Annotated in this window: 13 protein-coding genes; 2 read left to right on the top strand and 11 right to left on the bottom strand. The window is 63.1% G+C overall.

Annotated features, from left to right (window positions below):
- Positions 1–939, top strand: a complete 939-nt coding sequence (locus tag NKI61_RS12175) for a tyrosine recombinase XerC (protein WP_352839625.1) — start codon at positions 1–3, stop codon at positions 937–939.
- A 73-nt stretch (positions 940–1012) separates the two neighbouring features.
- Entirely contained in the window at positions 1013–2077 is a 1065-nt protein-coding gene (locus tag NKI61_RS12170) for a TraB/GumN family protein (protein ID WP_352839623.1), read from the top strand.
- 849 nt (positions 2078–2926) lie between these two features.
- Here the strand turns inward: NKI61_RS12170 and lpdA are convergent.
- From lpdA to mdh, 11 genes are all read right to left on the bottom strand, one after another.
- Positions 2927–4333, bottom strand: coding sequence for a dihydrolipoyl dehydrogenase (gene lpdA / locus NKI61_RS12165; RefSeq protein ID WP_023732889.1), 1407 nt, complete (start codon positions 4331–4333; stop codon positions 2927–2929).
- Positions 4334–4356: 23 nt separating this feature from the next.
- Positions 4357–5112: an SDR family oxidoreductase gene (locus tag NKI61_RS12160; RefSeq protein ID WP_023670532.1), complete on the bottom strand. Its 756-nt coding sequence runs from the start codon at positions 5110–5112 to the stop codon at positions 4357–4359.
- The gene (locus NKI61_RS12155; protein WP_352839621.1) at positions 5109–5615 is read right to left on the bottom strand and encodes a hypothetical protein; all 507 of its coding nucleotides are present in this window, start codon (positions 5613–5615) and stop codon (positions 5109–5111) included. Before NKI61_RS12155 ends, NKI61_RS12160 begins: the two co-directional genes overlap by 4 nt.
- Entirely contained in the window at positions 5612–6349 is a 738-nt protein-coding gene (locus NKI61_RS12150) for a DUF4241 domain-containing protein (protein ID WP_352839620.1), read from the bottom strand. The genes NKI61_RS12155 and NKI61_RS12150 overlap by 4 nt, the downstream gene beginning before the upstream one ends.
- Before the next feature lie 16 nt (positions 6350–6365).
- Positions 6366–7658: a 2-oxoglutarate dehydrogenase complex dihydrolipoyllysine-residue succinyltransferase gene (gene odhB / locus NKI61_RS12145; protein ID WP_023683869.1), complete on the bottom strand. Its 1293-nt coding sequence runs from the start codon at positions 7656–7658 to the stop codon at positions 6366–6368.
- A 48-nt stretch (positions 7659–7706) separates the two neighbouring features.
- Positions 7707–10694, bottom strand: coding sequence for a 2-oxoglutarate dehydrogenase E1 component (locus NKI61_RS12140; RefSeq protein ID WP_352839618.1), 2988 nt, complete (start codon positions 10692–10694; stop codon positions 7707–7709).
- A gap of 128 nt (positions 10695–10822) precedes the next feature.
- Positions 10823–11728, bottom strand: a complete 906-nt coding sequence (gene sucD / locus NKI61_RS12135; protein ID WP_023738003.1) for a succinate--CoA ligase subunit alpha — start codon at positions 11726–11728, stop codon at positions 10823–10825.
- A gap of 12 nt (positions 11729–11740) precedes the next feature.
- Positions 11741–12232: a DUF1579 family protein gene (locus NKI61_RS12130; protein WP_023738004.1), complete on the bottom strand. Its 492-nt coding sequence runs from the start codon at positions 12230–12232 to the stop codon at positions 11741–11743.
- Positions 12233–12234: 2 nt separating this feature from the next.
- The gene (locus NKI61_RS12125) at positions 12235–12606 is read right to left on the bottom strand and encodes a cupin domain-containing protein (RefSeq protein ID WP_023738005.1); all 372 of its coding nucleotides are present in this window, start codon (positions 12604–12606) and stop codon (positions 12235–12237) included.
- A 6-nt stretch (positions 12607–12612) separates the two neighbouring features.
- Positions 12613–13806, bottom strand: coding sequence for an ADP-forming succinate--CoA ligase subunit beta (gene sucC / locus NKI61_RS12120; RefSeq protein ID WP_023687692.1), 1194 nt, complete (start codon positions 13804–13806; stop codon positions 12613–12615).
- 19 nt (positions 13807–13825) lie between these two features.
- A complete protein-coding gene (gene mdh / locus NKI61_RS12115) occupies positions 13826–14794 on the bottom strand; it encodes a malate dehydrogenase (protein ID WP_023738006.1) in 969 nt (322 codons plus the stop codon).
- Position 14795 lies beyond the last annotated feature (1 nt).

The following is a 14795-nucleotide window of genomic DNA, read 5'->3' as shown; positions in this document are numbered from 1 at the left end:
ATGCAGGAATTTCTCATCCCGGCAAAACCCGACCTCCAGGCAGCGCGCGAAAGCTGGCTGAAGATGCTGGCGCGCGAGCGCCGGCTGTCGCCGGCGACCGTCGAAGCCTATGAGCGCGACACGCGCCAGTTCCTGCATTTCCTCACAGGGCATTGCGGCGGCTCGCCTGGTCTTTCCGACATCGCCACTCTCCGCCCGGCCGATCTGCGCGGCTTTCTTGCCGCGCGGCGCAACGCCGGCGCCGGCGCCCGCACGCTCGGACGCGGCCTCGCCGGCATCCGCTCGCTGCTGCGCTTCCTCGAACGGCGGGGTCTCGCCAATGCCGCCGGTGCCGCGGCGTTGCGCGCGCCGCGCCAGCAGAAATCGCTGCCCAAGCCGCTGACCGCCAGCGATGCCAAACATGTCGTGTCGGTGGACTGCCAGCTGGCTGAAGAGCCTTGGATCGCCGCCCGCAACGCCGCCGTGCTGACGCTGCTTTATGGATCGGGCCTGCGCATTTCCGAAGCGCTGGGCCTCAGCGCCGCCGACCTGGCATCGGAAGCCGACACCGTGCTGCGCGTCACCGGCAAGGGTGGCAAGACACGGCTGGTGCCGGTGCTGCCGGTGGCGCTCAGGGCAATCGCCGAATACCGAAAACTGTGTCCCTACCATCTCGATCCCAAGGGCCTGCTGTTTCGCGGCGCCCGCGGCGGGCCGCTCAACCCGGCCATCGTCCAGCGCGACATGGCCAGGCTGCGCTCGGCGCTGAACCTGCCCGACACCGCGACGCCGCACGCGTTGCGCCATTCCTTCGCCACCCATCTGCTCGGGCGCGGCGGCGACCTGCGCACCATCCAGGAACTGCTCGGCCACGCCAGCCTGTCAACGACGCAGGTCTATACCGGCGTCGACACCGCAAGACTGCTCGAGATTTACGAATCCGCCCATCCCCGCGCGTGACACTGTATAAGTCCAGGACAATTTCCCCACGTCGGTTAACCGTTTCGCCGCTTTTCAGTCCTAGAACCGCACCATGAAACGCGCCCTTGCCATCGCCGACCGCGCCGCCCTTGTGTCGCTGAAGCTGCTCGTCGCGCTCAACGCCCTGTTTTTCCTGTCTTTCCTCATCGTGCTGCTGCTTGCCATGGGCAGGGCGCATGCCGAAGCCCCGGCCTGCGCCGGCGCCGATCTGCTGTCGGCCCTGCAGAAGGAAGACCCCGCCACCTATTCCAGGATCGAGACGGAAGCAGCAGCGACGCTGAACGGCAAGGGCCTGTTGTGGAAGCTGGAGAAATCAGGCGAAAAGCCATCCTTCCTGTTCGGCACCATGCACATGACCGACCCGCGCGTGACCACTCTGCCGCCGGCAGCCAGGAAAGCCTATGACGCTGCCGGCACCATCATCATCGAGACCACCGACGTGCTCGACAAGCAGAAGATGATGGAGGCCATGCTCAAGGAACCCGAGCTGATGATGTTCACCGACAACACGACGTTGTCGTCGCTGTTGTCGCCGGAGGATGCGGCGGTGGTGAACAAAGGGCTCGATGCGCGCGGCATTCCGCCGGCGAGCGTCTCCAAGATGAAGCCGTGGCTGCTGTCGGCCATGGTCGCGCTGCCGGTCTGTGAGGTCGCCCGTCAGGCAGGCGGCGCACCGGTTCTCGACGTCAAGCTGGCGCAGGACGCCAAGGCCTTGGGGAAGCCGGTGGAAGGGTTGGAGACCGCTGCCAGCCAGCTGCGCGCCATGGCCTCGCTGCCGATTGCGTTCCACATCAAAGGGCTGGTCGAGACCCTGAAGCTCGGCGACAAGATAAACGACATCAACGAAACCATGATCGTGCTTTACCAGCGCGGCGACACCGGCACCTTCTGGCCGCTGTTGCGTTCGATCTCGCCCGACGAAGACGACGACGCAGGTTACGCCGAATTCGACCGGACGATGATCACCGGCCGCAACAAGGTCATGGCCGACCATGCCGCACCGATCCTGGCCAAGGGCAATGCCTTCATGGCCGTCGGCGCCATGCATCTTCCCGGCCCCGAAGGCCTGGTCGAGGATTTTCGCAAGGCCGGCTATACCGTCACCGCCGTCGACTGAGCAGCGCCCGTCTTGAATACCGAATCACGTAAGCCCGGCTCTGTGCGGTGCGCAACTGATTCGCAAAGCGGAGGCGGTTGGCCCTATTTTTGGCGGAAAAGGCCAGCTAAGCTCGTTCTACCTCGTTCGTGATTGATTTTGCGGGGGAAATACAGGCCAACAAGCGGTTGCGAATCAGAATTTTCCTGCGTTCGTCAATTTGAAGGCCTAGTATGAACCCGTTCAACGGTTGCGCGTTGAGGGGTGTTGATTGATGCTTTTCATCCACGGAGGACACTTTTATGGCGAACCCTAACGATCCAGCGCCCAGGTCGGGTGGTGGCAGCGGCTGGCTGATTGCGCTGGTCGTCGTCATCCTTGCGATTGTCGCGTACTATGTTTTCGGCAGAAGCGGCGAACATCCTGCGCCCGCAGAGCCGCCGGCAGCCAGCACACCGGCGCCCGCACCTGCACCGGCTGAGCCGATGAAGCCCGCCGAACCGGCTCCCGCACCAGCCCCTGCGCCCGCACCGGCTCCTGCGCCAGCCCCGGCACCCGCGCCCGCTCCGGCGCCGAGCCCGTAATCTGGCCAACTGATCTGGCATCTTGATTCCAGCCAAGAACGGCCCGCTGAAAAGCGGGCCGTTTTGTTTGGGGCACCTATCGGCGAGCGTCGCAATTCTTCACCGCCCCCTCTGTCCTGCCGGACATCTCCCCCTCGAGAGGGGAGATCGGCTGTCTCACGAACAGCGCCGGGTTAGAAACGTGAGAAACTTGAAAGCTCGCGACGCGGCGGTGAAGTCCAATCTCCCCGCTTGAGGGGGAGATGGCCGGCAGGCCACAGGGGGGTGCTGTCCCTCCAGCGTTTCCTTAAATATGGATCGGCTTGAAGAACGTCGCCAGCGCTGCTTCCTTCACCGCTTCCGACATTGTCGGATGCGCGTGGCAGGTGCGGGCGAGGTCTTCGGATGAGCCGCCGAATTCCATCAGCACCGCCGCCTCATGAATCATCTCGCCGGCGCCGAAGCCGACAATGTGGACGCCGAGCACGCGGTCGCTGGCTTTGTCGGCGAGGATCTTCACGAAGCCGTCCGTGTGCAGCATGGCGCGCGCGCGGCCGTTGGCGGTGAACGGGAATTTGCCGCTTTTGTAGTCGATGCCGGCCTTCCTCAGCTCTTCCTCTGTCTTGCCGACCGAAGCGATTTCCGGGCTGGTGTAGACGACGCTCGGAATGACGTCGTAATTCACATGGCCGGCCTGGCCGGCAATGGTCTCGGCCACCGCCACGCCTTCATCCTCGGCCTTGTGCGCCAGCATCGGTCCGGCGATGACATCGCCGATGGCGTAGATGCCGGCGACGTTTGTCCTGAGATGGCTGTCTATCTTGACCCGGCCGCGCTCGTCGACCTCGACGCCGGCTTCCTTCAGTCCAAGGCTATCCGAATATGCGCGGCGTCCGGTCGAGATCAGCACCGCGTCGGCCTCGATGGTCTCGGCCGCCCCGCCCTTGACCGGTTCGAAGGTGACGGTCGCGCCCTTCTTGGCCTTGGCAACGCCGGTCACCTTGGCGCCGAGCTTGAACTCGAAACCCTGCTTCGAAAGCAGGCGTTGGAACTGCTTGGAAACCTCGCCGTCCATGCCGCCCAGGATGGTGTCGAGGAATTCAACCACGGTGACCTTGGCGCCGAGCCGCGCCCATACCGAGCCAAGCTCCAGCCCGATGACGCCGCCGCCGACCACCACCAGATGGCCAGGCACCTTCTCCAGCGACAGCGCTCCGGTCGACGACAGGATCACCTTCTCGTCGATGTCGACCTTGACGCCGGGAATGCCGGCGACATCGGAGCCCGTGGCGATAACGATGTTTTTCGTCTCGATCTCCTCGACCTTGCCATCCTCAGCCGACACCGACACCTTGCCGGCCGCGACCACCTTCCCGGTGCCGCGAAACGAGTCGATCTTGTTCTTCTTGAACAGGAAGGCGACGCCATTGACGTTGGCCGAAACGGTCGCGTCCTTGTGCGCCATCATCTTCTTCAGATTGAGTTTCGGCGCCGGTATCTCGACACCCAGCGCATCGAAGGAATGGCCGGCCTCGGCGAACATCTCCGAGGCATAAAGCAGCGCCTTGGATGGGATGCAGCCGATGTTCAGGCAGGTGCCGCCGAAAGTGGCGTTCTTCTCGACCACCGCGACCTTGAGCCCGAGTTGTGCCGCCTTGATGGCACAGACATAGCCGCCCGGTCCCGACCCGATGATAACGACATCATAAGCCATGTTCGTTTCCCTTAGCTTGGGGCTCAGCGGCCGCCGCTTACATTCAGGATTGCGCCCGTCGTGTAGGACGCTTCATCCGACAAAAGATAGAGAACGGCATGCGCGACTTCATCCGCCGTGCCGGCTCGTTTCATCGGCAGCATGTCGCGGAACCGCTCGACCCGGTCCGGCTGGCCGCCCGAAGCGTGGATCTCGGTGTCGATGATGCCTGGCCGTATCGCATTGACCCGCACGCCTTCGGTCGCGACTTCGCGCGCCAGTCCGAGCGTGAAGGTGTCGATCGCCGCCTTGGACGCGGCATAGTCGACATATTCGCCTGGCGAGCCGTGTAGCGACGCAGCCGACGAGATGTTGACGATGGCGCCGCCCTGGCCGCCATGCTTGCTCGACATGCGCCGCACCGCTTCGCGGGCGCACAGAAACGAGCCGATGACATTGATGCGCATCATGCGCTCCAGCCGCGCCAGGCTCATCTCGTCGACACGCGCCTTGACGTCGACGATTCCGGCATTGTTGACCAGGGCGTCGAGCCGGCCATAGGCGCTATCGACGGCTTCGAACACGGCGACGATGTCAGCCTCGACGCCGACATCGCCCTTGACCGCTATCGCTTCACCGCCACCGGCCTCGATCTCGGCGACCAGCGCCTGGGCCGCGGCCTCGTTTGCGGCATAGTTGACCGCGACGCGGTAGCCGGCCTTCGCCGCAAGCCGGCAAGTGGCCGCACCAATGCCGCGGCTGCCGCCGGTGACCAGAAGAACTTTCTTCGCCGCGCTCATTCCTGGCAACCTTTCAGCAAAAACACATCCCACGGCAATTTCGAAAAACCATTGGAGCCAAAGGCAGACGACATCTGCAACGATGGACCAAAATCGGGGAAGATCAGGCTCTGCGGCGCGTCCGTGCCTTCGGCCGCCAGCAGCGCAATGTTGCCCTTGTCGTCGGCGCTGTAGACCACGCCCTGCCAGACCGTGCAGGCGGCAAGCTCGTCACCGGTGACGTCGCCGGTCGGGCATTTGTACATCAGCGAGCCATGCGGTCGCGAAACACCGGAGGTCCACATCACAATGCCGTCGAGAACGATGCCCTTGTCGAGCACCATCTTGAACGAGTTGGTGACGGTGACCGCATCCGTCGTCGGCCGGAAATCAATGCCGGCCTCGCTTTCGGCATCGCCATAGACAGCAAGCGCCAGCGGGCAGGCGGCATGCGCCTCGTAACCCGCTGCGAGAACAGCCAGCCCGGCCATAAATCCGATCATTGGCGAAGCGATGTTTGTCATGAATTGCTCCGGCTGCTCTCGCGGCCGTCGGCTTTTTCGAGCACCTCGAAATCGGTCATCAAGACCAGCGGCTCGCCGGCCGCATCCAGTCCCCAGAAGGAATAATAGTTCCCATCACCGAAGCCAGTGTCGAACATGGCTATATTAAGCGGATTTCCATCAACCGGATTATCCATGCGGAACTTGTCGAACGAGCATGCAACGTCAGCAAGATAGCTGTCGAGTTCCTCCTGGTCGGACATCAGCGTCAGAACCGACTTGTCCATGAACGAAGCAACATTATCATCGACAATAAATCCAGACTTCCAGGACGATGTGCCGACGTCGCGGACGAAGGCAGCCAACTCCCACCGCACCGGCAAGCCAGTGCCAAACCGCAATACCGCTGCAGCAACACGGCCTTGCGCCTCAAGCAACGTGACTGGATAGCATCCCGGCCTGACCTTACGGCTAAACACAGGCCGTTCCAGCCCGGTAATCAGTGGATCGCAAGCGATGATTTCGCCGGTCGGTAGCTCAAGCTCACCGATCGCGGTGACGATGATCTTCCGCTCCGCCATTTCGGCTTCGCTGAGAGCGAAGGCACCGAGATTGCTGCTCGCCGGCGCCGAATCCCATTCAGTCGATGTCGCCGGCGGAGAGATGGCGGCGGAAGCCGCCGGCCGGGAACGCCTCAATACGCTACCCGCTACTCGACCCAGCTTGAACCCAAACCGCGCCAGCCAGCCGCTCATGACGGATCAGCTCCGATCACAAATCAAGCACCAGCCGTTCCGGATCTTCCAGGCTGTCCTTGACGCGGACCAGGAAGGTCACCGCTTCCTTGCCGTCGACGATGCGGTGATCGTAGCTGAGCGCCAGGTACATCATCGGCCGAATCACGATCTGGCCGCCGACCACGACGGGCCGGTCCTGGATCTTGTGCATGCCAAGAATGCCCGACTGCGGCGCATTGAGGATCGGCGTCGACATCAGTGAGCCGTAAACGCCGCCATTGGAGATGGTGAACGTACCACCCTGCATGTCGGCGACCGACAGCTTGCCGTCCCGCGCGGCAATGCCCAGCCGGCCGATATCCTTTTCGATCTCGGCAATCGACATTTGGTCGGCATTGCGCACCACTGGCACGACGAGACCCTTTTCGGTGCCGACGGCAACGCCGATATGGGCATAGTTCTTGAAGATGATGTCGGTGCCGTCGATCTCGGCATTGACCGAGGGGATTTCCTTCAATGCGTGCGTAACCGCTTTGGTGAAGAAGCCCATGAAGCCGAGCTTCACGCCGTGCTTCTTCTCGAAGATGTCCTTGTACTTGGTCCTGAGCGCCATCACCGCCGACATGTCGACCTCGTTGAAGGTGGTCAGCATGGCGGCGGTCGACTGCGCTTCCTTGAGCCGGCGCGCAATGGTCTGGCGCAGCTTGGTCATGCGCACGCGCTCCTCGCGCGACGCATCGTCGCCCGAGGACGGCGCACGCACGGCGACCGGAGCCGGTGCGGCCTTCGGAATTTCGGCCGGCTGCGACGGCGCGCCCTTGGAAATCGCGTCGAGCACGTCGCCCTTCAGCACCTGGCCGCGCTTGCCCGAGCCAGAAACCTGGTCGACCGACAGATTGTTCTCGGCGATCAGCTTTGCGGCAGCTGGCGCCGGCGGCATTGTGCGCGGCTCGACCGGCCCGGCATCGCCGGCTATCTTGGCGGTCTCGGCCGCGGCCTGCTTGGTCGTATGTGCCGCGTCGGGGCTCGACGCCTGCGACACAGCTTGCGGCTTGGTCTCCTGCTTGGACGCCGGGGCGGCCGTGGCGACGCCTGCCGAGATCGAACCCAGCAACGCGCCGACGCCGACGGTCTCGCCTTCCTTGGCGGTGATCTCGCCCAGCGTGCCGGCGGCGGCGGCAGGCACCTCCACCGTCACCTTGTCGGTTTCGAGCTCGACCAGCGGCTCGTCGACGGCAATGGCATCGCCGACCTTCTTGAACCACTTGCCTATGGTCGCCTCGGTGACGGATTCGCCGAGAGTGGGAACGCGGATTTCGGTAGCCATTGTGCCTGTTCCGTTTCTTCTCTGTCTGTTCTATTCGCCGGGTTTGTTCTATTCGCCGAGCGCGTCTTCGAGCAGGGCGGCGAGCTGCGCCAAATGCTTCGACATCAAGCCGGTCGCCGGCGATGCCGCCGCAGGACGTCCGGTATAGCGCACCCGCTGGTGCTTGGCGTCGATATGCGCCAGCACCCATTCCAGATACGGATCGATGAACGACCAGGCGCCCATATTCTTGGGTTCCTCCTGGCACCACACCATCTCGGCATTGCGGAAGCGCGACAGTTCGGTGATCAGCGCCTTGGCCGGGAACGGATAGAGCTGTTCGACGCGCAAGAGATAGATGTCGTTGATGCCGCGCTTCTCGCGTTCCTCGTACAGGTCGTAATAGACCTTGCCCGAGCACAGCACTACGCGGCGGATTTTGGAATCCTTGGTGAGCTTGATCGCCTGGTTCTGCAACAGCTGGGCGTCGTCCCACAACAGCCGGTGGAACGAGCTTTCGCCCGAAATCTCCGGCAGCGTCGACACTGCCCGCTTGTGGCGCAGCAGCGACTTCGGCGTCATCAGGATCAGCGGCTTGCGGAAGTCGCGCTTCAGTTGCCGGCGCAATATGTGGAAGTAGTTTGCCGGCGTGGTGCAGTTGGCGACTTGCATATTGTCTTCGGCGCAGAGCTGCAGGAAACGCTCGAGCCGGGCCGAGGAATGTTCCGGCCCCTGGCCCTCATAGCCATGCGGCAGCAGGCAGACCAGGCCCGACATGCGCAGCCACTTGCGCTCGCCCGACGAGATAAACTGGTCGAACACCACCTGGGCGCCGTTGGCGAAATCGCCGAACTGCGCTTCCCAGAGCGTCAGCGCCTTAGGCTCGGCCAGGCTGTAGCCATACTCGAAGCCGAGCACCGCCTCTTCCGACAGCATCGAGTTGATGACTTCGTAGCCGGCCTGTGCGGCCGAGAGATTGTTGAGCGGGATGTAGCGGGTCTCGTCGCGCTGGTCGTAGAGCACGGAATGGCGCTGCGAGAAGGTGCCGCGTTCTGAATCCTGGCCGGAGAGCCGGATCGGATTGCCGTCGAGCAGGATGGCGCCGAAGGCCAGCGCCTCGGCCGTCGACCAGTCGATGCCTTCGCCGGAGTCGATCGCCTGGCGGCGGTTTTCGAGGAAGCGGATGATGGTCTTGTGCGCCTCGAAACCTTTCGGCACCTCGGTCAGTTTCTTGCCGATGTCCTTCAGCACCTTGACCGGCACGGCGGTCTTGCCGCGGCGCTGTTCGTCCTGGTTGTCGGCGGTGCGCAAACCAGACCAGGCGCCGTCCAGCCAGTCGGCCTTGTTGGGCTTGTAGTGCTGGCCGACTTCCCATTCGGACTCCAGATGGGCGCGCCAGTCGGCCTTCATCTTGTCGAGTTCGGCCTGGCTGATATGGCCCTCGGCGATCAGCCGGTCGCCATAGATCTGCACCGTCGTCTTGTGGTTGCGGATGTTGGCGTACATGATCGGCTGCGTGAAGGCCGGTTCGTCGCCCTCATTGTGGCCGAAGCGGCGATAGCAGAACATGTCCACCACCACCGGCTTGTGGAACTTCATGCGAAATTCGATCGCCACCTTGGTGGCATGCACCACCGCTTCCGGGTCGTCGCCATTGACGTGGAAGATCGGCGCCTCGATCATCTTGGCGACGTCGGACGGATAGGGCGACGAGCGCGAGAAGCGCGGATTGGTGGTGAAGCCGATCTGGTTGTTGATGATGAAATGCAGCGTGCCGGCGACGCGGTGGCCGCGCAGGCCCGACAGGCCGAGAATTTCCGCGATTACGCCCTGGCCAGCAAAGGCGGCGTCGCCATGCAGAAGCAGCGGCAGCACCTTGGCGCGCTCTTCCAGCGGCACGATCTCCTCGCGGCTGCGGCCGAACAGATAGTCCTGCTTGGCGCGCGCCTTGCCCATCACAACCGGATCGACGATTTCCAGATGCGAAGGATTGGCGGTCAGCGACAGATGCACCTTGTTGCCGTCGAATTCGCGGTCCGACGAGGCGCCGAGATGGTACTTGACGTCGCCCGAGCCCTCGACCTCGTCAGGAGCGGCCGAGCCGCCCTTGAATTCGTGGAAGATGGCGCGATGCGGTTTGGCCATCACCTGGGACAGCACGTTCAGCCGGCCGCGATGCGCCATGCCGAGCACGATCTCCTTCATGCCGAGCTGGCCGCCGCGCTTGATGATCTGCTCCAGCGCCGGGATCAGGCCTTCGCTGCCATCGAGGCCGAAGCGCTTGGTACCCTTGTACTTGACATCGATGAACTGCTCGAAGCCTTCGGCCTCGACCAGCTTCTGCAGGATCGCTTTTTTTCCCGTAGCGGTGAAGGAAATCTCCTTGTCGGCACCCTCGATGCGCGCCTGGATCCAGGCCTTCTCCTCGGGGTCGGAAATGTGCATGAACTCGACACCGAGCGTCGAGCAATAGGTGCGGGTCAGGATCTCCAGCATCTGCCGGATGGTGCCGAATTCGAGGCCGAGCACATTGTCGAGGAAGATCGGCCGGTCGTAGTCGGCTGCGGTGAAACCGTAATTTTCCGGGGACAGCTCGTTATAGTCCTCAAGCGGCTTGGCGATGCCGAGCGGGTCGAGATTGGCGTGCAGATGGCCGCGCATGCGGAAGGCGCGGATCATCATGATGGCGCGCACCGAATCGCGCGTCGCCTGATGCACGTCGGCATCCGACAGCACGATGCCATTGGTGACCGCCTTGTCCTTGACCTTCTTTTCCAGATGCTTCTCGACGATGCCCCAATTGCCGTCCAGCGCCGACACCAGTTCGCCATTGGCTTGCAGCGGCCAGGACGGCTTTGCCCAGGAAGCGCCCTTGGCGTTCTTGCGCACATCGCCGGCGTCGTCCTTCAGCCCGGCGAAGAAGTCCTGCCATTCGGGGTTTACCGACTCTGGATCATCCTCATAGGAGGCGTACAGCGCGTCGATATAGTCGGCATTGCCGCCATACAGGAAAGAGGTGAGCGAAAATTGGTCGTTGGCCTGATCTTGTCTTGCCATTTTTGTCCGCGGAGCCTGGCTCCGTCTCCTTTTCAAAAGCGAATAGTGAGTAGCGAATAGCGAGTAGGGATTTTTCCCGGGTCGCGCCGTTACTCTCTTTTCCCTATTCGCTATTCACTACTCGCTACTCACTTGGCCTTGATCGCCTCGACCAGCGTCGTGCCCAGACGCGCCGGCGATGGCGATACTTTAATGCCGGCCGATTCCATCGCCGCGATCTTGTCTTCCGCGCCGCCCTTGCCGCCGGATATGACCGCGCCCGCATGGCCCATGGTGCGACCGGCCGGCGCGGTGCGCCCGGCGATGAAGCCGGCCATCGGTTTCCTGCGGCCGCGCTTGGCCTCGTCCTTGAGGAACTGCGCGGCGTCTTCCTCGGCCGAACCGCCGATCTCGCCGATCATGATGATCGACTTGGTCTCGTCGTCGGCGAGGAACATTTCGAGCATGTCGATGAACTCGGTGCCTTTGACGGGGTCGCCGCCGATACCGACGGCGGTGGTCTGGCCGAGGCCGACATTGGTGGTCTGGAACACTGCCTCATAGGTAAGCGTTCCCGAGCGCGAAACAACGCCGACCGAGCCCTTGCGGAAGATGTTGCCGGGCATGATACCGATCTTGCATTCGTCGGGGGTGAGCACGCCGGGGCAGTTCGGGCCGATCAGCCGCGAGGTCGAGCGGTCGAGCCGCGCCTTGACCCTAACCATGTCCATCACCGGAATGCCTTCGGTGATGCAGACGATCAGCGGGATCTCGGCTTCGATGCCTTCGAGGATGGCTTCGGCGGCGCCCGCCGGCGGCACATAGACCACCGAGGCATTGGCGCCGGTCTTTTCCTTGCCCTCGGCAACGGAACCGAAGATCGGCAGGTTTTCGCCCTTGGCGCCGGTCCAGGTCTCGCCACCCTTCTTGGGATGGATGCCGCCGACCATCCTGGTGCCGTGATAGGCCAAGGCCTGCTCGGTGTGGAACGTGCCGGTCTTGCCGGTCAGGCCCTGAACCAGCACCTTGGTGTTCTTGTCGATGAGAATGGACATCGGAGCCCTTTTCTAAAAACCGTTGATCGAGGAAGGCGAAACGCGCCGGTAGACGCCGCTCACCATGTCTTGCCAGCTGTCGCTGCCGGCAGGTTTGAAATGCAGTCGCATCCGGTAGGCATCGGCATTGTCGAAAATATAGGTCACGCGCGCTGAGCCACGCGGCGACGACCGCTCCAGGACCAGCTCATCGCCGTTCCACGTTCCTGTGGCCGGCGTGGCCGGCACAAAACCCATGGAGTCGAACTGGTGCATGGTGAAGAGCCTGTTTGGCTGGTCGAAGCCGAACACGCTGTGCGAGCCAAACGAGACCGTGCCGTCGCGGCGCTGGCGATAGCGCTGGACCACGAACAGGCCGCCGAACTGTGGCTCTGTCAGCACGTCGGAAGTCGCCGGTCCGCCATCGGCCCACTGCGTTTCCGCCACCTCTTCCTCGCCGCGCCACGCGCCGACGAGTGCCTGCAGGCGCTGGTGATCGGCCGAGAGCGAGGAGAACGCGTTCATGGTCAGAGCCGCTTCAGGTCGGAGACGGTGAGGTCGCTCTTGGCGTTGCCGGTGTTGAGCGTCGTTGCCGGCTCGAACATCAGCACCACCGGCTCGGCGGTCAGCGAGCGCGGCCGGTGCTCGACGCCCTTCGGCACGACGATGAAATCACCCTCGCCGAGTTCGACCGGACCGTCACGGAAATCGATGGCGATCCTGCCCCGCAGGACGAGGAAGGCTTCGTCCTCATGCTCATGCGCGTGCCAGTCGAAGGTCCCGCCGAACTTGGCGACCTTCGCCTGGCTGTCATTGACGTCGCCGGCGATATGCGGATCGAAGACCTTGGTGATCGTTCGATCCGCCGCCTCGACCAGGTTTATCTTGCGCGGAGGCATTCGCCTTCAGCCCTTCACCGCGGCCACGATCTTCTTGGCTGCGTCGTCGAGATCGTCCGCCGACACCACGTTGAGGCCGCTGTCGTTGATGATCTTCTTGCCGAGTTCGGCATTGGTGCCTTCGAGGCGCACCACCAGCGGCACTTCCAGGCCGACTTCCTTGACCGCGGCAATCACGCCCTCGGCAATGATGTCGCACTTCATGATGCCGCCGAAGATGTTGATCAAGATGCCTTTGACCGCCGGATCCCGAGTGATGATCTTGAACGCCGCCGTCACTTTTTCCTTGGACGCACCGCCGCCGACATCGAGGAAGTTGGCGGGCTCGGCGCCGTAGAGCTTGATGATGTCCATCGTCGCCATCGCGAGGCCGGCGCCATTGACCATGCAGCCGATATTGCCGTCGAGCGCGACATAGGCGAGGTCGTATTTCGACGCCTCGATCTCCTTCTCGTCCTCTTCCGTGGTGTCGCGCAATTCCATCAGTTCGGGGTGGCGAAACAGCGCGTTGTTGTCGAACGACACCTTGGCGTCCAGCACGCGCAGGCGGCCGTTTTTCATCACGATCAGCGGGTTGACCTCGAGCAGGCTCATGTCCTTCTCGACAAAGGCCTTGTAGAGGATCGGGAACAGCGTGCCGGCATCCTTGGCGGCATCGCCGGTGAGGCCCAGCGCTTCCACCAATATGTCGACGTCGATGGTCGTCACGCCGGCCAGCGGATCGATGGCGCGGGTGATGATCTTTTCCGGTGTGTCGTGGGCGACGCCTTCAATGTCCATGCCGCCCTCGGTCGAGACGACGAAAGCGATGCGGCCGACCGAGCGGTCGACCAGGATCGACAGATAAAGCTCGCGATCGATGTCGGCGCCGTCCTCGATATAGAGGCGGTTGACCTGCTTGCCGGCGGGGCCGGTCTGCTTGGTCACCAGCGTGTGGCCGAGCATCTCATTGGCGTTGGCAACGACTTCGGCAACCGACTTAGCCAGCCGCACGCCGCCCTTTGCGTCGGGCGACAGTTCCTTGAACTTCCCCTTGCCGCGGCCGCCGGCATGGATTTGGCTCTTCACCACATAGAGCGGACCGGGAAGCGCTTGTGCCGCGGCTTCCGCTTCGCTTGCCTTGAACACCGGCACGCCTTCGGCCACCGGCGCGCCAAAGCTCTTCAGCAGCGCCTTGCCTTGATATTCATGGATGTTCATCTGGATGGTCTCCGGAGGATTATTTAGAGGCGAGATGCGGGGCGATCTTGACGCAGGCCTCGGTCAGGCCCTGCACCGTCGCCACCGAAGCGTCGAACATCTTCTGCTCGGCCTTGTTGAGGTCGATCTCGATGATGCGCTCGACGCCGCCGGAGCCGATGACAACGGGCACGCCGACATAGGTGCCCTTGACGCCATACTGGCCCGAGAGATGCGCCGCACAAGGCAGCACGCGCTTCTTGTCCTTGAGATAGGATTCGGCCATCGCGATTGCCGAGGCAGCCGGCGCGTAGAAGGCCGAGCCGGTCTTCAAGAGGCCGACGATCTCGGCGCCGCCGTCGCGGGTGCGCTGGACGATCTGGTCGAGCTTTTCCTTCGAGGTCCAGCCCATCTTGATGAGGTCCGGCAACGGAATGCCCGAAACCGTGGAGTAGCGGATCATCGGCACCATGGAATCACCGTGGCCGCCGAGCACGAAGGCGGTGACGTCCTCGACCGAGACCTTGAACTCCTCGGCCAGGAAATAGCGGAAGCGCGCGCTGTCGAGCACGCCGGCCATGCCGACGACATGGGTCTTGGGCAGGCCGGAAAACTTCTGCAGCGCCCAGACCATGGCGTCGAGTGGGTTGGTGATGCAGATGACGAAAGCCTTCGGCGCATATTTCTTCAGCCCGGCGCCGACCTGTTCCATGACCTTGAGGTTGATGCCCAGCAGATCGTCGCGGCTCATACCCGGCTTGCGCGGCACGCCGGCAGTGACAATGCAGACATCGGCGCCCTCGATCCCGGCATAATCATTGACGCCGGTCAGCCGGGAGTCAAAACCGTCGACCGGCGACGACTGCGCGATATCGAGCCCCTTGCCTTGCGGGATGCCCTCGGCAATATCGAACAGCACCACGTCGCCGAGGTCCTTGAGGCCGATCATGTGAGCGAGCGTGCCGCCGATCATGCCGGAGCCGATGAGCGCTATCTTGTTGCGTGCCATG

It is taken from the genome of Mesorhizobium sp. M0514, from assembly GCF_040321145.1.
GTDB lineage: Bacteria > Pseudomonadota > Alphaproteobacteria > Rhizobiales > Rhizobiaceae > Mesorhizobium.
This window is presented reverse-complemented; position numbering and strand designations above follow the sequence as displayed.

Coding starts and splice junctions, on each gene's coding strand:
- NKI61_RS12175 (WP_352839625.1), top strand. CDS start 1: ATGCAGGAATTTCTCATCCCGGCAAAACCCGACCTCCAGGCAGCGCGC.
- NKI61_RS12170 (WP_352839623.1), top strand. CDS start 1,013: ATGAAACGCGCCCTTGCCATCGCCGACCGCGCCGCCCTTGTGTCGCTG.
- lpdA (WP_023732889.1), bottom strand. CDS start 4,333: ATGGCTTATGATGTCGTTATCATCGGGTCGGGACCGGGCGGCTATGTC.
- NKI61_RS12160 (WP_023670532.1), bottom strand. CDS start 5,112: ATGAGCGCGGCGAAGAAAGTTCTTCTGGTCACCGGCGGCAGCCGCGGC.
- NKI61_RS12155 (WP_352839621.1), bottom strand. CDS start 5,615: ATGACAAACATCGCTTCGCCAATGATCGGATTTATGGCCGGGCTGGCT.
- NKI61_RS12150 (WP_352839620.1), bottom strand. CDS start 6,349: ATGAGCGGCTGGCTGGCGCGGTTTGGGTTCAAGCTGGGTCGAGTAGCG.
- odhB (WP_023683869.1), bottom strand. CDS start 7,658: ATGGCTACCGAAATCCGCGTTCCCACTCTCGGCGAATCCGTCACCGAG.
- NKI61_RS12140 (WP_352839618.1), bottom strand. CDS start 10,694: ATGGCAAGACAAGATCAGGCCAACGACCAATTTTCGCTCACCTCTTTC.
- sucD (WP_023738003.1), bottom strand. CDS start 11,728: ATGTCCATTCTCATCGACAAGAACACCAAGGTGCTGGTTCAGGGCCTG.
- NKI61_RS12130 (WP_023738004.1), bottom strand. CDS start 12,232: ATGAACGCGTTCTCCTCGCTCTCGGCCGATCACCAGCGCCTGCAGGCA.
- NKI61_RS12125 (WP_023738005.1), bottom strand. CDS start 12,606: ATGCCTCCGCGCAAGATAAACCTGGTCGAGGCGGCGGATCGAACGATC.
- sucC (WP_023687692.1), bottom strand. CDS start 13,806: ATGAACATCCATGAATATCAAGGCAAGGCGCTGCTGAAGAGCTTTGGC.
- mdh (WP_023738006.1), bottom strand. CDS start 14,794: ATGGCACGCAACAAGATAGCGCTCATCGGCTCCGGCATGATCGGCGGC.